Below are 18,223 nucleotides of genomic sequence, written 5' to 3'. Positions count from 1 at the left end.
CCGGCCACGTGACCACCAGATCGATCTGCACCATGGTCCCCTTCTTCACCGGATCGGTCAGTCACTCACACCTGAACGTCCTCCGACCCTCGTCGATCGAGCCCTTCCCTACTGTCTGTAGTGGACCTAAATTGGTGCGGTGTCGGCCGATGCCTCAATCTCCAACGGCTACAGGCATACACACGGCGTCGAACTGGTGGACCGCGTGACGACGAACCCACCCGCCAGCGGCAGCGTCGGGGCCGGCCCGAGGAGCGCCAACCGCAAGTCGTGGGTGTATCCCCCTGAGCCGCCGATCGCCACGTGCGCTCGGTCCGGCCCGACAACGGCTGTTGGGAAGCTGGGTTGGGGCTTCCAGGCCCGGAGATGCCACATAGGTGCGTCGTGGCAGGACAGCCGGGCTACGAACCAGTTCGAGTCGACCACGGAGGATGACATTGCGTGCGCTCGGCGGAGCAGGCCGGCAGATCTTTCCCGACCCAGGAGTCCTCGCGGTCACACATGGATACCACCCCCTGGTGACGGACGCGACCGCCATGCTCGCAACCGGACTATTCACTGACGTTCTGGCCCTGGGCGCGGATCTGCCCGATCCTGCGGGAGCGGTGGAGCGGGTGAGGCAGATCGTCGTCCCGACGGTCAGCCTGCCTGAAGGGGTCTACTGGTTCGGGGGCCTGGACCCCGCTCCGCTGCTGGTGGTCACCTCTGGTGCGATGCCCGGTGCGGGAACCCACGAGCCGGCTGCCGAGGTGGCCGAGGACTCGCCGTTGGCCTCTACGCTGGGCTGGTTCGACCACTTTTGGGATAGCGCCGACGACGTGCCGCTGCCCCGGTTCGATGTCACCGACGAGGTGATCACCCAAGCCGGGCAGGACGGCATGGTCAAGTCGCGCCAGTTCGCGCACGGTCGTTGGGTCTACCAGGTCTTCGTCGGCAGCCGCACCCAGCGGATCGAGGAGGATGCCCTGCTGCCGATACCGACGGTCGACTCGCCCGAAGCATGGGTACGCACCGAGTCCGCTCCCGCCGAGCGACTTGCCGCCACCCTGACCAGGGCGAAGCTGGAGAAGCAGTTCACCGACACGGTCTTCTCGTTCCGGGCGACACGCACCATCTTCCGGCCGTACCAGTTCAAGCCGGTGATGAAGTTGCTGAGCACGGGGTCGTTGCGGTTGCTCATCGCGGACGAGGTCGGTCTCGGCAAGACCATCGAAGCTGGGCTGTTGTGGACTGAGCTTGACGCCCGTAGGCACGCGAACCGGGTACTCGTCGTGTGTCCCTCCGCGCTGCTGGCCAAGTGGCAGCTTGAGATGCGCGAGAGGTTCGGATTCGAGCTGACCGAGCTCACCGGCACGGGGCTGGCCGACCTCAAGGGCCGGCTCGAATCGGATCGGCTGCCCAGGAGGATGGCCTGGATCTGCTCGGTGGAGCGGCTGCGGGCGTGGAAGGGGCTCGCCGACGTTGAAGAGTTGGGGCTCCAGTTGGACCTGGTGATCGTCGACGAGGCCCATGTCTTCCGCAACTCGAACACCAAGAGCCATGCGTTGGGTGAGCTGCTGTCCCGCTGGGCGGATGCGTACGTCTTCCTCTCCGCCACCCCGGTGAACCTGCGCAACAACGACCTGTACAACCTCCTTGAGCTGTTGGTGCCCGGCGAGTTCCAGGACTTGGCGGACCTGCAGGAACGGATCGAACCGAACAGGGTCCTCAACCGGGTCACGGGTTCGCTGCTGAACACCTCGGTCAGCAACTCCACACGTCGGCGGTGGCTGTCGGACCTGTCCGACAGTACGTTCGGTCGCATCATCGCCATGCGGCCTGACTTCGTTCTGCTATGCGAAATCCTGGAACGCCCGCACCTCTCGCCGGCCGATGTGGTCCAGGTGAAACGAATCTGCAGCGAGCTGGGCGGGCTCTCGGCCCAGGTCACGCGTACCCGCAAGATTGAGGTTCAGGAGAACAAGGCGGTCCGGGAGCCGCGGCCTGTGAAGGTGCGCTGGACCCGACGTGAGCATGACTTCTATCAGGCATACCTGCAGTGGTGCATCGAGCGGGCGAGGGCCAGGGACACACCGCTGCACTTCGGCATGCAGATGCCGCTCCGCCTCGCGGGCAGCTGCCTGCCCGAGGCGGCGGCGCTCGTCCTGGCCTGGGGGCAGGCACCGGGAGTGCAGAACGAGGTGAACGCCAGGGCCGAGACGTCGGTAGATGTGAGCGGTCAGGATGTGCCGCCGTCGCCGCGGTTGCGGGAGCTGGCAGGCGCTATCGATGTGGATACGAAGCTCGATCAGTTCCTTCGCGTCGTCGACGATCTGATCAACCAGGGCAGGCAGGGACTCGTCTTCACATTCTCCCGTAGAACCTTGTCGTACCTTGAACAGCATCTGCGAGGACGATGCAGGACCGCGGTGCTGCACGGTGGCGTGGGCCGAGACGACCGGGCCAGGGTCATGGCTGACTTCCGGGCAGGCGGCTACGACATTGTCGTGGCCACCAAGGTCGCGAGCGAGGGCTTGGACTTCGAGTTCTGCTCCGTCCTGGTCAACTATGACCTGCCATGGAATCCCATGGAGATCGAGCAACGTATCGGCCGGATCGACCGGATCGGCCAGACCGAACAGAAGATCCTGATCATCAACTTCACGACTCCCGGGACGATCGAATCGGACATCCTCGAGCGGGTACTCACCCGGATCGGCATCTTCGAACACGCCATCGGAGCGCTGGAACCGATCATCGAGAGCATGTGGCCCGATGTCGAATCCTCCCTCCTCGACTTCACCTTGACCCCCGCCCAACGGGCGCAGCGCACCCAGGAGTTCCTGGCAGCGGTCGCCGAGCAGGAACGGGCCGCCGACGAGATCGAGTCGGCCGCACCCCACCTCATATCGAGTGACGGCGTCGACATCGAGGGTCTCGAGCCCGACCTGCTCGCATCCGGCCGGTACGTCGGGCAACAGGAACTGGCTTTGCTGGTGAGCGACTGGGTGGGCAGCTACGAGGGACGCTGCCGGATCAGTGGCGACCACGTGACCGTGATCGGCAACAGCGAGCTCGCCGGTCATGTCCGTGACCTCGCACAGCGGGGTGAGAAGACGAGGTCCGAGGTGGACCGGATCCTGAGCGATCTGACACATCAACTGCCGATTCAGTTGTCCCTGGACCAGGAGACGTCCCGAACCACCGGAGTGCCGCTCCTGACGGCGAACCACCCGTTGGTACGGGCCGCGCTGGACGTACCGGGACACCGGCAGACCAGATTCTCCGCGATCACGATGCCGGCGCACGACGCCGCAGTGGCCCCGGGCACGTATCTCGTCCATCTGCGCGTGGCCAACTGGAACGGTGTCAGACCGTTGCACGAGGTATGGACCGTCACCGTTGACGCCCGGACCCTTCAGCCCGCCCCCGACCTTGGTGACCGGTTGATGGCGGCGGTGGCGGCCGGAAGCCTACGACCGGCGTGGTTCGACGGGGTCATCGACCTTCGCCCAGCGCTCAGCGTGAGCAATAGCCTCCTGCTCCAGAGGCAGATACGGAGCAGGGACACGTTGACCGCTGAGAACAAGGCGTTCCTCGCCTCGCGACGGCTCAGCGTCGAGCAGGTCCATCAACGGCGGACACAGGCTCTGGAGTCCCGCATCGCCACCCTGCGTGCCCGCGGCAGGGAGCGCATGGTACGGCTCTTCGAAGCCCAACAGCAGCGTGAGGACAACCGCTTCGCGGGCCTCCTGCAGGACATATCGGCACGATCGACGGCCATGCTCAGTACCGAGGACCTGGCCGTCTGCGTAGTGGAGGTGCGGTAGGTGGCCAGGATCAGCGACGAGGAACTCGCCTACGAGATCGCCACCAACCGAAGCTACCTGCGGGCGCTGGAGCGACGGCTCAACCGGAAGAACCCCGAAATCTCCATTACCGCGAACGAGCGCTACGTCGACAACGTCCCTCGGGGTGAACGGGCGAGCATCGGGCCCCTCTGCGGCCGGGTGGGCCTTGCCGGTCCGGACAGGGATCTCGGGGTCGCCTTCTACATCGGTACGCGGTACCTCAACAGCGCGGACTGGGACTATCCGGTCATCAACTGGGCCGCACGGGCAGCGAAGGCGTTCTTCGATCCGCACACCACCCATGAATTGGACACGGACGTGGTGGTGCGCCGGACACTCACGGTGCGTGGCGCAGAGGTGGTGCACGCCTCCGACGACTGGGCGATCGCGATACCGGCCGACCAGTCGCCCTTCAAGACAGAAGAGTTACAGGTCCCGCCGGCACCGCCACGCCGGCAGGTCGGACGGCCCACCGGCTCGACATCGTCACCTGCCCGCACCGCCGCGTCGGCGGACCACCCCGCAGGGCAGGTGCGCAGAACCCGGCGGGCAACTCCACCCCCTCCGGTGCCCGGACCCCGCAAACCAAGGAATGAGCCGCCACCGGCTGCCCCGGCAGCGCGCCGGGACCCCGTGACGGAGAAGCACACCACGGACCGGCCGCCGCTGCCGGGCAAGCCGGCGGACCTGGCAACCTGGCAACCGCACACGCCGCTCATCGTCGCCTTCTCCGAGGACTCACTGGCGGATCCCGAAGGTATCGCAGCCGTACGCGCGGTCGACATGGTGCGACACCTGGCGCGCGAGCGACGACGCGTACTCGTCGTCTCAGCATGGACCAACCAGATCCCGAAGATCGTCAACAGGGTCCATACCGCAGCAGCACTCGTCGGAATTCCCACTACCGATATACCGAAGATCATAACCATCGTGCAGGACACCGAGTGGCTTGTCGGAATCGCCGGCTACCCCCGCTTCACGGACACCCGACAGCCATCTGCCCTTGACGTAGGTCTGTACGTCAAGAACATCGTGGAACAGGCCGTCCAGATCTGTCACCGACGCCTGGGGTGGGCGCAGCGCCACGTACCCCTGCCGAAGAAGCTCGAGGTCGCCTACGAGGTGATTCGCATGGGCGGAGTATCCGCCGAACCACTGAAGCTGGGTAGGTACTCCGCAGAATGGATCGCCACCCTACCGTCGTACAGAATCGCATGGGGACAACTGCGCTACCTCGCACTGTTCGCCCAACTGGTGACCCTACTCAGAACCCGTGACAGCCGGAAACCCTACGGCCACGTCATCGTCCACGGCGAACATGAGCTCTCCAGCCTGTCCTGCGCCGTCCTTCGAACCAATAACCCCACCGCCCAGTGGACCGTCCTCACCAATCTGACCGGCCCCGGGGCGCAGGACCTCGACAGACGCCGGACCATAGAGATGGTTGAACGCCTCAGCATCCCGGGCAGCCTCAGAGGAGTCGAGGTGATCGCCGTACGCGGTGCCAGGCTGATCAGACACAGGGTCGCCCTGCCCACGCCTAAGGTCGCTCCCCCCACACCACCCAGACTCCTGGACCGGGCAGCTGACCGGCAGCCCGAACCGAACGGACACGTACAGCGTTCCGCCTCGGCGGCAGGCCTCGAGAACGGAATGCGTGCCGTCGATGCGGTGCGTTACGCCCTGCGCGCGCCTCGGACGGAGGCGATGACCTCCGTGCTCGCCACCCTCCAACCCGACCAGTACCGCCTCGTGACCCAACCACCGACGATGCCCCTGGTCATCCAGGGGCACCCGGGCACCGGAAAAACGATTATCGCCGTGCACCGTGCGGGCTATCTGGTCAACGAAGAGACAGCAGCGCGAAAGGGCCGAATCCCGCGGGTACTCCTGCTCGGGCCTACTGAACAGTATGTCCGTCATGTGTCACAGACGGTCCGGGAACTCGACCCGAATGGAGCCATAACGGTCAAGTCACTCCCCGAGTGGTTAGCCGAACTCGCCGGCCTGGGAACCACCGCCGTACAGCCGGGCGAGGGCACACCACAGGACGTCGGCGGCTTCATCGTGGCCCTAGCGAAACACGCGGTGGCGGAGTGCCGGAACCGACAAGGATGGCAGGCGAGCCGGCCGACCGACAAGGTCAAGATGGCCTACGAGGCAATCCGCAGCAACGACCCACACGGACGACCACCGGCCAGCCAGACGGAGCAGCGGTGGATCGAGACCCTCCCACCTTTCCCGAAGGTCTGGGGCAAACGTCGCCACCTTCCTCTCCTCGCGCAACTGGGCCTGCTGATCAGCGACAAGCGACCCAGGTACGACCACATCGTCGTTGACGAAGCCCAAGACGTCTCGGAACTCGAATGGGAGATCATTCATGCCCACAACGCCGACGGACGATGGACGATCGTCGGCGACCTGAACCAACGCCGCCGGCTGGACATCGGCCACCTCGACTGGCACGAACTGGCAGGGCGGCTTCACATACTTCCCGATGCCCGGCTGTTCCAACCTGAAATAGTTGAACGGGGCTACCGCTCCACTCAGCCGATTCTCGACTTTGCCAACCGACTCCTGCCCTCCGATAAAAACCAACCCTGTTCACTCCAGACAGAAGGGCCGGCCCCTTCCATCATCCGAACCAGCACACCCGGCAAGCGCGATCTCAGGGCCGTCGTTGAGGCGAGCAGACTGCTGGACTCTTACCCGGGCGGAACCGCAGCGATCATCACCACCGATCCGGATGCCATCGACAAGCTGCTTCTCAGCAACGGGTGGCGACGAGCGGACACGGCAGCAGGCACGGGCGACTGGGCCGTGGAGGGGCGCCGACTGGCCGTCCGCACACCCGACTCGGCGAGGGGCGTGGAGTTCGACGGGGTCGTGGTCGTTGAGCCGCGTTACTTCGTACGACAGGAGGAGTTCGCCGGGACCCTGTACACGAGCCTGACCCGCGCGAACCGGGAACTTGTCGTGGTGCACAGCAAGCCGCTGCCTGGACCCCTCACGCGATGCTGACCTTATCCGGCAAGCCGGGGAGGGGATTTCATTGAGAGTCGACCCGGCCTAGAAAAGGAAGTGCGCCGATTTTGCTGATCTTTGGCAAGCGAGCACACCAACACGCTTCTGCGACCCGCCTACCTGAGCACAGAACCTATATCAGCAGGCTGCGGGCTTCAGATGTAGATAGACAACCGTCTTAGAAGATCAGTCCGGGTCGCAATGTCTATGAGCGGCGGCGGTGGATCTCGGCTCGACGTTCCTCGTAGCTGATCACGCTGTCACGCCGAAGCCAGTAGACGTTTGGCCGACGGGCCGACGCGAGCGCACAGATCTGGGCCAGGTTCAGCCGCACCAGCTCGATGATGTGCTCGCGGGTCGCGTCGCCGGGAAACAGGAACATGTGCACCTTGGCCTTGAGGAAGGCTTGCAGCTCCAGCTCCCGTTTGAGGATGTTCTGGTCGCGGCCGAACACGACCCAGCCCTTCTCGCCAATCACGGGCAGCCAGTCCTCGTCCGTCAGACCCTGTTCCAGACGCTCCCGGGTGAACACGGAGGCGGGGCTATGGACCTGGTAGCCGAGCTCGACGATGCACCGGCGCAGAGACCGGCCGTGCATGTTCTCGTCGATGTAGAACTCAGGCGGCGCGGCCCAGGAGGATGCGTGCGGCAGCTCGGGCATCGTGGATGTCAATCCCGAACTCATCCGCGACTGCTTCAGCGCTCTCACCCGCCTTCATCATGCCGGCGACGTCCGCCACTCGAGTTCCCGTCGCAGCGAAGATCGGCTGCCCGAACGATCGCCGCATGTTGACGATCACCTTGGCCGGTTGCCAGTTGGACAGCGTCAGCTGCTCGGGGATCCCCTCGCTGTCGAAGGCGATGTATTCCATGTGATCGGCCACGATTTCCTTGATCACATGCTGGTTGGTGCCGCCGACGATCAGTCCTTCCCCGGAGCGGGTTTTGCTGAAGTCCCACAGCACGTCGATGCCGTCGGTGGCCAGCTCGGGGGCGACCAGGACGTACTCACGGCCGAACTCCCGCTGGAGTTCCGTCAGGGCCGGCCGGATCTTCTGCGGGCGCACCCCGGCGGTGCGCAGCGCCTCCAACACGTGCGCTTCAGCCAAAGCGATGAACGTGACCGGCAGTACGTCCGGACGGCCGTCGGCGATGTGCAGCAGAGGGCCACCGCGCTGGTAGCCGCGCGCCCACCGGTGGAAGGTCTGCTGCGGCACGCGGAGATGACGTCCGGCTTGAGCTAGATTGAGGATTCCTTCCGTAAAGCGGACATCGCCCACTTCTTCCCCCTCTCCGCACGCCGCAGGAACACCTTGTCAGCAGCATTGCACAGGCGACGTGCTGAGTGCACCACCGCTGGAGTGTCGCGCTCTTGCTGCGAGGTCCCGAAGCATGTGGTGAACACGAGAAGTGCCACTGAGCAGCACTTATGCAGCTCGGCTGATCTTCAGCAGGCGATCGCAGCGGTGTGCATGAGCGACCGGGGCAAGTAGCCCGAGTACAGAGAATCCGCAGGTCATCGGCCTGCGGATACCGGCGGAGCGTCCGGTTAGGAGTCTCCATGTGGCTCCGGTTGATCTTGGTGGGCAGGGTGGATCGGCCGGCGGGAGCGGGGTCTCGTCGGCGGGGAGCGGTCTGGTTCAGGCTGCGGCGCGGATCACCAGTGCCGGTCGGATAAAGGTCTTGCGGTCACGGACAAGGGCCCAGAGAACGTCGACGCGTCGTCGGGCGAGGGCGAGTATGGCTTGCCGGTGATTCTTTCCTTCGGCACGCTTCTTCTCGTAGTAGGCACGCGATGCAGGGCATTCCCGGGCGGCGGTGAAAGCGGCCATCCACAGAATGTGCCGCAGTCTTCGGTGGTATCGGCGGGGCTGCCGATGGTTCCCGGAGACCGTTCCGGAGTCGCGGGAGACGGGTGCCAGGCCCGCATGGGCGGCCAGTTTGGTGGGGCTGTCGTACTCGGTCATGCCGGCGGTGTGCACCAGCAGTTCGGCGGTCAGCAGGGGGCCCATGCCGGGCATGCTCCCGATGATCGGCGCGAGGGGGTGCTGGTCGAGTTGGTCGGCGATGAGGTCGTCGACGGCGGCGATGCGTTGTTCGAGGGCGAGGATTTCGGTGGCCATCTGCCCGATGACCACGGCAGCAGCACGCTGGCCGGGCAGGGTGACAGTCTGCTGCCGGGCGGCGGCGACCATCGCCTCGGCGACCTGGACGGCGTTCTTGACGTGGCCGCGGCGGAGCAGGGCGGTGATACGGTCGACGCCGGCGTGCCGGATCGCGGCCGGGGTCTGCCAGCACGCCAGGACCATCATCGGGGCCTTGCGGTTCAGGTCCACAGCCCGCTCCAGGGCAGGGCTGATCCCGGTGAGGAGTTCCTGCAAGCGGAACAGGGTCGCGACGCGCTGGCCGACGAGGTCGGCCCGGTAGCCGGTCAGGACGGTCAGTTCGGCAAGGAGCCGGTCGGAGGGTTCCAGGACGGGGATGTCGGGGCGCATGCGGATGGTCTGGGCGATGACGACCGCGTCGCGGGCATCGGTCTTGTTCTCCCCGGCGAACGCGGCGGCCATGTGGAACGCGACGGTGCCGGAGACATAGCGGACCTGCGCCTGCCGCCGCCACAGCAGGGTCAGCAGCAGCGCGGACAGGCCGGTGGTGACGTCGACCGCCCAGCAGACCGCACGGCCATGTGTCGACACCTCGGCCATGACGGTGAGCAGGGTGGTCTCGTCGTTGGCAACCCGGCGGGAGTAGACGAGCCGGCCGCCGCCGTCGACGGCGGCGACGTGGTGGTGGGTTTTGCCGATGTCCACGCCGATCCACAACTTCGCCACCGTCGTGCTCCCCTTCGTTGATCGATTCTGTCGGATGCCCTTTGTCTGTGGGTTCGGGTTTGCCGGCACCTTCTACGAATGCGATCGCAGGTCGCGGGTCTCCATCAGCGGTCTACCGAATCTCGCAGACGACGAAGCGGCGGGTGGCATCTCCTACCGTCAGCCAAGCGATCTCGGCGAAACACACGCAGCCATACCCGCCACTTCCGGGGCATCACGGTCTACGGCCACCAAGGCCGCGCCCGTTCAACCAAGCCCACCCGCGAGGCGAGAGTTGGTGGCACCTCGAAGCTCAGCCACGATCACGGCGGAACACACACAGCCATCCCCACTCCCGGCCCCGCGGGCACGGCGAACTCAGCCTGCCGCCATCGTCGGCCGGCACCACGGACACGATGTGCGAGCCCGCGTGTCAACGCCGGCCGAAGGTTCCACGCGGCGTCGACTGGCTGCCCGCTCCCGAGCGTGGAGGCGTGCAGCCGGGCAGGAGACGGGCCTCACGGAAAACGTCCTCCGCGGACTTCGGAGGCTGGATCAGCACGAGGCCGACGCGTGCCGGCGTTCGGCGGAGCGGGTGAGCCATTGCCCGACGATCTCCTCATGCGTTCTGGGCTTGCCGGCCAGGGTTGAACTTTTCCTGGCCGGTCTGCGGGTGGGCGAGTCGGGATCGGCGTGTCGGGAGGCTCGTTCTCGCATGGGAAACTCTCGCCGTGAGCTCAGGTGTTCCCCGGACGATCAAGGCAGTCGACACGTCAGAGTTGATCCGGCTCGACACCGAGGCGATTCATTGCGGACTGAACCGCAATCACGGGGCAGGGTGGTTGGCGGAGTTCGCCGATCCAGCAGCGGTGCACTATCTGTGGCCGGTACTGGTGCACCGGTTGGGGCACCGGCCTGAGTCTTCGCCGCACTGGCGGTGCATGCTGCTTCTGACGGTGCGAGACGGCCAGCAGATCTTTTCCTTGCTGGATGTCTTGCCCGCCTCGTTCGAGGATCTATCCGAGACGCTGGATGCGGCCACGAAGGCCAAGGTCGCCCACCGGCTGGAGCATGAGGGCCTGCTGACGCAGGCGCAGTGGGCCGGCCTCAACCCTGATCCGGGTACTGCTTGGCGGTGATACACGGCGGCTGATATCGGGCGGCGAACGGTGCGTCAGGTGTCGAGGCCTGCGAGGTTGAGGCGTTCGAGCAGGCTGGGCTTGCGGGCGTGCACCGCCCGGAGCTCGGCCAGCCGGTGTCGGAACGACGAGCTGTCCCCGTCGCGATCGCTGAGTTCGCGCAGGTCGACGAGGAGTTGTACGGCGGTGTCGTACTCGCGGGGTCTCTTTGTGGCGATGGGTTCGTCGACCCGCTGCCATGCGGCGGGTTGGTCGACTGCGAGGGTGTCGAGGTGCCGTTGCCGGGCTGCTGCGGCGGACCGTTCCCGGCGGACCCGGTCGCGTTCGCGTTGCTCGGCGTCCCGCCGTTCCCGCTGGGCGCGCAACTCCGCGGCGGTGGCGAGCAGTTCCCCGGCGGTGCGGGCGGCTGCCGGGGTGGGGGCATCGGTGTGGTGTGCGTCGCGGTAGCGGCGCAGCAGTTGGCTGCGCAGGCGGGTTCTCCAGCCGCTTCATGGGTGCGGTGCCCACGGACGCGGCCACGCTGCGCGGGTGGCTGACCGCCGGGGCGTCCGCGCACGAGGCGCCGGTGCAGTACCTGGAGGATGTCACCGAACTCGCTGGGGTGCGGCTGCTGAACCCGGCACAGCGGGCGGCGGTGCTCAGACTGCTGGCCGACCTGCTGGGCATAACGGTGACCGGGATCGTCATGGACCGAGCCGGCCGCGCCGGGCAGGCGTTCTCAATCGCGTCGAGCGCGCACGGTCTGCCTGCCCAGTACACGGTGATCGTCGATCCGCGCCTCGGCGCGCTGTTGGGTACGAGGAGGTGCTGACCACTACGGCGGGAAAGTTGAACGTGGCGATTCCCGCGGTGATCTCTTACCGGTCGTACCTGGTCGCCGAGTATGGACCGATGCCCGGATGACGCGCGTCGGGTAGGTGACGTCGTGGAGATGCCACCTCGGACTCTTGATCGTCATCTGGGTCTTGGCCCGTGTCTGGCTGGATAGGCGGGCGGCACACCGCCCGCCCCTACTACACGCGTGATACACACTGCTCGGCCTCCACAACATTCCCTCCAGAAATCATCGACTGGAGGTGTCACCAGCGCTGGTTGAGCTCAAGGGATCATCGGTCAAGCTGCCAGATCACGCCCACCCACCCGCGCCAGTTCGCTGATCGACCGCCGCAGCTCGCCCATGTCTTCCCGCGTCAGGGCCTGCCCCCCGTCGCACAACGCGGCCTCGGGGTCGGTGTGCACGTCGACGATGACCCCGTCGGCGCCGGCCGCGATCGCTGCCCGGGTCAGCGGCAGGACGAGGTCCCGCCGCCCGCCGGAGTGCGACGGGTCGACGATTACCGGCAGGTGGGAGAGCTGCTGGATGACGGGGACCGCCGAGATGTCGAGGGTGTTCCGGGTGGACCTCTCGAACGTCCGGATCCCGCGCTCGCACAGGACTATGTCGAGGTTACCGCTCATCGCCACGTACTCGGCGGCGAGCAGCCATTCCTCCACAGTCGCACTCATCCCGCGCTTGAGCAGGACCGGCATCCCGGTCCGGCCGATCGCCTTGAGCAGTTCGAAGTTCTGCATGTTCCGCGCGCCGACCTGAAGCATGTCGGCGTGCGCGCAGACCACGTCCAGGTCGCGGGGATCGACGATCTCCGTGACGACGGGGAGGCGCGTCTCTTGCCCGACCGAGGCTAGGACCTTGAGGCCCGACTCACCGAGCCCTTGGAAGGCATACGGGGAGGAGCGGGGCTTGTAGGCCCCGCCGCGCAGCAGCGTCGCGCCTGCGGCCTTGGCTATCAGCGCGCAGTCCAACATCTGGTCGGGGCTCTCGACGGCGCATGGTCCGGCGACGAGGGTCACGGTGTCCGGGCCGATGGCGACGTTGCCTACCCGCACGGTCGACCGCACCGGTTGGTGCTCGCGGCTCACCAGCTTGTGGGAACTGCTGATCGCGACCACGTCCCGGACGGCGGCCAGGGTTCGCAGGTCCGTGCTCACATGGCCGGCGGCGTCGGTTGCCACGACGAGCGTCCGGCCGCCGCCGCTGCTCGTGCTGGCACGGCCGCCCCCGCTCTCGATGATGGTGACGACGTCGGTGACGTCAGGAGGCGTGGCGGTTGCGTCGAGTACGACGATCACGGTTCCTGTCCTTCCGGTGATGCTTGCGTCGGTGGGGTGGTCGCGAAGGCCTCGGCGATCGGGCGGAGCGTCTCCGCGAACCGGTGCGCCTCGCTGTCGGGCAACTGCCCGGTGAGCGTGTCCAGCCGGCGGTTGAGGACGTCGGCCGGCCCGGCCGGCCCGGTCAGGCAGGGGCAGTGGGTGAGGGACCACAGGGGGCGGACGCGCGCACCGCGCAGCGCCTTCGCGCCCAGGCTGGAGGTGCCCAGCTGGATGCCGGTCAGGCCCTCCTCGTAGCAGAACTCCAGCGGGCTGTAGAACACGAGCTGCGGATACTCGTAGGCGTCCCGAAGGCGGTCGTAGTCGAACCCGACGAGCCGGATGACCAGCTCCGAGCGCCAGCGGTACGCCAGAGAGAAGCCGACCATCCGCGCCCCGTCGTAACAGCCGAAGACGACCGACCGGTGGTCCAGCCGTTCCGCCTGCCGGCGCAGCACGTCCGCCATGAGGGCGGGCGAGTGGTCGTGCCCGTAGCGGCGCTGGAGGTTGGACGCGAGCACGCCGCCCTGTTCCCAGCACTCGGACAGGCGCAGCCGGCGTACGGTGAGCCCGGAGGCGGCGAAGGCTCGGGCCTCCTGCCGCACGTTGTACCGGCGTCGTTTGTTCGGCAGCGCGGCGAGGTAGTCGTCGAACCCGTCGCCGGGCACGTCCAGCACGCAGTCGGCGTTGAGCAGGCTCACCGCCGGCCGCTGATCCCCGGGTGCCTTTATGACGGCGTGGACCTCCTCGCTCAGCAGGTAGGGCCACCACCAGCCGTCGACGGGCTCGCCCTGGGCGGCCACCGCCGTCTCCCGCAGGGCCGGCAGTGTCTCCGCCGGGGGCGGGGGCACGGAGCGGTATCCGCGTCGTCCCCCGAGGACAGCCAACCGGTGGGGGCAGTCGGCCAGCGTCCGCACCTCGCGCCCGGGCCGGTAGCGGCCGTTCGTCTCGGTGCGGGCGAGGTGCACCGGCAGCATGCCCTGGGGTGCCTGCGTGTTGCCGGCGACGGCGTACCGTGCCCGCGCCTCCCCGTCGGAGTCGGAGAAGGTGAGCCAGTCGCGGCTGGCGTAGAAGGTGTCCCGGTCGCCCAGCGCAGCGTCCCACCCCGGTACGGCAGCCGGGCTGTCCACCACCTCAACGGTCACCGGGCACCGTCCCCAGGGCCCGCTCGAGCCCGTTGGTCACGGCGTAGAGGTCGGTGATGAGCGTCTCGGGGTCGACGGCGGTGACGAAGAACCGCCCGAAGCAGTTGCGGGCCCCGGCGGCGGGGTCGTAGCGGGGGACGGTGCTGCCGGCGGGGGCGGTGAGTTCCGGGACCGTCTCGATGGTGCTGCCGGGGCTCAGCAGCGCCTCGAGCCGGGTGGCCTCGGGACGCCACACCGGTTCGCTGGTCCAGGGACGCCCGGACGCGTCCGCCGGCAGCCAGGCGAGCGTGGCCGCCGCGCCGCGCCCCCGGGTCAGCATCCGCTCGGGGTAGTCGACCGGCTCACCGAGCAGCTGCCGGACCAGCATGTCGACCATGTCGAGGCCGAAGACGTGCTCGACGACCCGGGCGATGACCGAGCCGCCGAACCGGGCGGCGGTCTCGACCACCGCCAGGCTGCCGTCCGCGCACAGCTTGATCTCGGTATGGGTGCCGCAGTTCTCCAGGCCCAGCGCGTCGACGGCCGCGCGGGCCACCTCCTCGATCCGTCGTTGCAGCGGCTCCGGCAACACGCACGGCGCATTGCTGCTCAGTTCCGTGAACGGCGGAATGGTGGGCATCCGGGCGGTGACGCACAGGGGGTGGTAGGTGCCGTCGGAGACGATGCCCTCTATGCTGACGTAGTCGCCGTACCGGCGGCGTGCATCCTCGTCGCCGTACCAGCCCTCGGTGGTGCCGGAGATGATCTCCTCGACGAGCAGGTTCCGGGCCGCGTCCGGCTCGTACCACTCGACGAGCCCGAAGTCGTCGTTGCGTCGCAGAGACGCGGTGAGCGCGGCGAAGGCGGCCGGGGCGTCGGCCTCCGACCGGACGACCATCTGTCCGATCGACCCCGAGCCCCAGGCCGGCTTGAGCAGCAGCGGGGGGGTGAGTTCCCGCACCGCCCACCGCACGTCCGCCTCGTCCTCCACCGGCAGGAAGCGGGGGATCGGCACGCCGTCGCGTCGCCAACTGGCGCGCATCAGCCGCTTGTCGCGGGCCCGCCGGGCGGCACCGGAGCCGGGCCCGCGCAGCCCGAGCCGCTCGGCGGCCACCGCCCCGGCCAGCACCAGGTACTCGGAGAGGCAGAGCACCGCGTCGGCCCCGACGTGCTTCGCGTGCCGCATGATGAGTTCGACCAGGTCCTCGCCACGCGGCCGGTCCTGCCACGCCTCGACGATCGACGCGCAGGCCGGGCGCCACGCCTCGGCGCCGCCGGTGGGCAACGGCGAGATCGCCAGCACATGCAGTTCAGCGCGGGCGGCGACGCGGGGCAGCGCGTACTGCAGGGGCGTGCCGGCCCGGCCGTGCACGAAGAGGATGCGTTTCACGTGCTCCCTTTCCTTCTGGACGGTCACGTTCACGCTGTCGCCGCACGCCTCGTGGCCCAGACGAAGCGCCACCAGATGACGGCCAGCGTCACGAGGACGAGGATCAACAACAGTCGGATGAAGAGGCGGTAGCCGACGACGAAGCCCCCGACGCCCATCAGGACGTTGCCCAGCGGGATGCTGGAAAAGACCACGAGCCGACGGAGGCTGAACACGCGCATGCGTACCGGAGCCGGGGTGTGGGCAAGCCATGCCGCCCCGCCGACGGCGACCAGGACGGAGAAGAGCGCCCCGCTGAGGACCATGGCGGGCACGATGACCCAGTCCTGCCCGGCGATCGTGACGGTGAGCAGCAGCCCACAGATCGCGGCGAAGGCGAGGGCCGCCGCGCCGAGCCGCCGTTGCCGGTAGCGCATCAGCGCCAGCGAGCCGAGCAGCAGACCGATGCCGTAGGCGCTCGCGGCGTCGCGGAACAGTACCGCCTGGGCCTGCTCCGGGAGGCCGTACTCCTTGATGAAGGCCGGCAGCACGGCGTAGAACGGCGCCACCACCAGGTTGGCCAGGATGCCGAACCAGACGAGGAAGACCAGCTCGCGGTGGCTACGGATGATCACCAGCGAGGCCTTGGCGTCACGGAGGGTGCGGCGCAGGAGCCCTACCCGGGGTGCGGTCGGCGCGTCGCCGGCCAGTCCCGGCCCGGCGGCCGAGCGGTGGCGGGCGGTCACCACGTCGAACGGCCGGGCGAACAGCAGCGCCATGACGAGCGCGGCCAGCACCAGGGCGAGCGAGACGGCGGAGACCCCTCGCAGCGCGCCGGCGGCGACGAGCCCACCCGCCACCATCGGCGCCGCGACGCGGCTGATCTGGGTGTGCAACTGCGTCAGCAGCGCCACGCGCGGCCCGGGCCAGTCCGCCGGAGCCAGGTCGGCGCCGATGCTCTCCATCGTGCCGATGTAGACGGTCTGCACCGTGAGCACGGCCGCGTAGCAGCCGCCGGCGGCCAGTACCGTCCAGGCGTTCTGGCCCGTGCCGAAGATGGCCAGGAGCGCGATCAGCGGGGCCGCCATCAGGGCCAGTTGCAGCAGCACCGCCCGGCGGCGGTCGGCATGGTCCAGGATGCCGGAGACCACCATCATCGTGGTGAGCGACAGCACGCTGGAGAGGCCGACGATGAGGCCGAGGTGGGCCCCGCCGCTCGGCGAGCGGGTAATCCACCAGCTTAGCGCGAACATGGCGACGCCGGACGCCACCACCGCGCCGAGGCTGGGCACCCACACGGCGAGGAAGGGCAGAGTGCCCCGCCCGGCCTCGGGCTCCTCCAGCCTCGCGTTCGGCTGGGACGCCCGGGCGGCGGTCATCGGCCGGCCTCCGATTCGGCTACGGGTCCAGACGGCATCCGGTCGATCCGGAAGCTCGGCCCGTTGAGCAACTCGGACATCGTCTCGGCGAAGGCGATCAGTGTCGGTTCGCTGCCCGGCGGTCCGACCGCCTGCATCTCGATCGGCGCGTCGAGGGCCTCGTCGTGGGCGACCGGGAAAGTGACCGCCGGCAGCCCGGCGAGGCTCGCGATCGAGGCGTACCCCACCAGGCGAGGGTCGTCCTGGTCGTTCGGGTCCGGGATGGTGGAGACCGGCGCGGGGGTGAGAGCGAGGTTGCGGGGCGGCCGGGGGCCCGCCGGCAGCAGCCAGACGTCGACGCCCCCGTCCTCGAAGAGCGCCGGGGCGGCGGCGCGGGCGCGTCGGGCTGCCACGACGATGTCGGCGAGCCGCTCGTCGGTCACCGCGGCACCGGACTCCAGCGCCAGCCGGGTGGGCGTGCCGAAGGACTCGGTCACCCGCTCCGGCCAGGTACGGCAGGTCTCCCAGGCATGCCGGGCGCACAGTTCGAAGACCGCGCCCCGCCACCGCCAGATCTCGCCCAGGCGGACCCGCCGCACCGGGTGCCCCGCCGCATCGAGGGCCCGCACGGCCATATCCTGCGCCCGGACCACCTCCGGCGCGCGCCAGTGCTCCAGGACCTCGGCGACGACGCCCACCCGGAAGGCGGCCCGCTGCTCGGGTACGGGCGGGCCAGACCCGAACCAGCCCTCGCCCCAGGCCCAGGCCAGGTCCCGCGCGGTGCGGGTGACCAGCCCTGGCGCGTCCAGCAGCGGTGAGCTGCGGAAGCCCGTGCCGAAGTGGCGCGGATCGTGGGTGAGCCGAAGCCCCACCACGCCGCAGGCCGCCGCGGGCAGGCGCACCGATCCGACGCTGTCCGTGCCGACGGCCACGTCGCAGATGCCGGCCGCGACGGCGACCGCGCATCCGGTGCTCGACCCGGCCGGGTCGAGGTGGGGGAAGTACGGGTTGACGCAGCCGTGCCCACGCCCGATGTTGATCTCGGTGGTGACCAGTTTCGCGACGACCGCCGAGCGGGGCAGCCCGCTCAGCGCGGCGGACGTGCTCCGGGGGTGGTGCCGGTAGTGCCGCAGTCCGAGCCGCGTGGCGAAACCCGCTACGTCGAGCGTGTCCTTCACGCCGATCCGGACCCCGCCCGCGCCGCGCCCGGTCGGGCGCAGCTCCACGCATGCCTGGTAGCGGCCGTCGGCGTACGCGGCCCACTCGTCCGCCTCGGCCCGCCACCGGTCGCCGTCGAGCCGCCCCCGCCGGAGGCGGTCGACGCGCTCCGACAGCGGGCCGGTCAGCGACTCCGGCACCGCCCGGACGGGCTCCTGGATGTTGGTCACGATCAACCCGTGCTCCTCGTCGTGTTCAGGCCG

13 protein-coding genes are annotated in these 18,223 nt (G+C 68.4%); 4 read left to right on the top strand and 9 right to left on the bottom strand.

The genetic code is table 11. From position 1 onward, the window contains the following. Positions 1 to 518 precede the first annotated feature (518 nt). Complete coding sequence (locus O7633_RS22890; RefSeq protein ID WP_282323882.1) at positions 519 to 3,809, top strand: helicase-related protein; 3,291 nt, start codon at positions 519 to 521, stop codon at positions 3,807 to 3,809. Further along, positions 3,810 to 6,851 (top strand): AAA family ATPase, encoded by a 3,042-nt coding sequence (locus tag O7633_RS22885; RefSeq protein WP_282323881.1) that lies wholly within the window; start codon positions 3,810 to 3,812, stop codon positions 6,849 to 6,851. A 208-nt stretch (positions 6,852 to 7,059) separates the two neighbouring features. On the opposite strand, the gene O7633_RS22880 is transcribed toward O7633_RS22885, so the two are convergent. The 3 genes from O7633_RS22880 to O7633_RS22870 form a co-directional block, all read right to left on the bottom strand. Then, positions 7,060 to 7,515 (bottom strand): hypothetical protein, encoded by a 456-nt coding sequence (locus tag O7633_RS22880; protein ID WP_282323880.1) that lies wholly within the window; start codon positions 7,513 to 7,515, stop codon positions 7,060 to 7,062. Further along, positions 7,472 to 8,134 carry a DUF433 domain-containing protein gene (locus O7633_RS22875; RefSeq protein ID WP_348776297.1) on the bottom strand — a complete coding sequence of 221 codons (663 nt, stop codon included), beginning with the start codon at positions 8,132 to 8,134 and terminating at the stop codon, positions 7,472 to 7,474. The genes O7633_RS22880 and O7633_RS22875 overlap by 44 nt, the downstream gene beginning before the upstream one ends. Positions 8,135 to 8,494: 360 nt before the next feature. Beyond that, on the bottom strand, positions 8,495 to 9,685 hold the full coding sequence (locus O7633_RS22870) for an IS110 family transposase (protein WP_282323878.1): 1,191 nt from the start codon (positions 9,683 to 9,685) through the stop codon (positions 8,495 to 8,497). 710 nt (positions 9,686 to 10,395) lie between these two features. On the opposite strand from O7633_RS22870, the gene O7633_RS22865 reads away from it, so the two are divergent. Continuing rightward, complete coding sequence (locus O7633_RS22865; protein ID WP_282323877.1) at positions 10,396 to 10,803, top strand: hypothetical protein; 408 nt, start codon at positions 10,396 to 10,398, stop codon at positions 10,801 to 10,803. 35 nt (positions 10,804 to 10,838) lie between these two features. On the opposite strand, the gene O7633_RS22860 is transcribed toward O7633_RS22865, so the two are convergent. Beyond that, positions 10,839 to 11,168 (bottom strand): hypothetical protein, encoded by a 330-nt coding sequence (locus tag O7633_RS22860; protein ID WP_282323876.1) that lies wholly within the window; start codon positions 11,166 to 11,168, stop codon positions 10,839 to 10,841. A 134-nt stretch (positions 11,169 to 11,302) separates the two neighbouring features. Between O7633_RS22860 and O7633_RS22855 the strand changes: the two genes are divergently transcribed. Then, positions 11,303 to 11,614, top strand: a complete 312-nt coding sequence (locus O7633_RS22855) for a hypothetical protein (RefSeq protein ID WP_282323875.1) — start codon at positions 11,303 to 11,305, stop codon at positions 11,612 to 11,614. 302 nt (positions 11,615 to 11,916) lie between these two features. On the opposite strand, the gene aroF is transcribed toward O7633_RS22855, so the two are convergent. The 5 genes from aroF to O7633_RS22830 are packed head-to-tail and all read right to left on the bottom strand — an operon-like array spanning position 11,917 to position 18,190. Next, positions 11,917 to 12,933, bottom strand: coding sequence for a 3-deoxy-7-phosphoheptulonate synthase (gene aroF, locus O7633_RS22850; RefSeq protein WP_282323874.1), 1,017 nt, complete (start codon positions 12,931 to 12,933; stop codon positions 11,917 to 11,919). After that, a complete protein-coding gene (locus O7633_RS22845; RefSeq protein ID WP_282323873.1) occupies positions 12,930 to 14,096 on the bottom strand; it encodes a GNAT family N-acetyltransferase in 1,167 nt (388 codons plus the stop codon). Before O7633_RS22845 ends, aroF begins: the two co-directional genes overlap by 4 nt. Then, positions 14,086 to 15,537: an ATP-grasp domain-containing protein gene (locus O7633_RS22840; RefSeq protein WP_282323872.1), complete on the bottom strand. Its 1,452-nt coding sequence runs from the start codon at positions 15,535 to 15,537 to the stop codon at positions 14,086 to 14,088. The genes O7633_RS22845 and O7633_RS22840 overlap by 11 nt, the downstream gene beginning before the upstream one ends. Beyond that, on the bottom strand, positions 15,495 to 16,823 hold the full coding sequence (locus O7633_RS22835) for a hypothetical protein (RefSeq protein ID WP_282323871.1): 1,329 nt from the start codon (positions 16,821 to 16,823) through the stop codon (positions 15,495 to 15,497). Before O7633_RS22835 ends, O7633_RS22840 begins: the two co-directional genes overlap by 43 nt. After that, the gene (locus O7633_RS22830) at positions 16,820 to 18,190 is read right to left on the bottom strand and encodes an amidase (RefSeq protein ID WP_282328621.1); all 1,371 of its coding nucleotides are present in this window, start codon (positions 18,188 to 18,190) and stop codon (positions 16,820 to 16,822) included. Before O7633_RS22830 ends, O7633_RS22835 begins: the two co-directional genes overlap by 4 nt. Positions 18,191 to 18,223: the final 33 nt, after the last annotated feature.

It is taken from the genome of Micromonospora sp. WMMD712 (assembly GCF_029581295.1).
GTDB lineage: Bacteria > Actinomycetota > Actinomycetes > Mycobacteriales > Micromonosporaceae > Micromonospora > Micromonospora carbonacea.
This window is presented reverse-complemented; position numbering and strand designations above follow the sequence as displayed.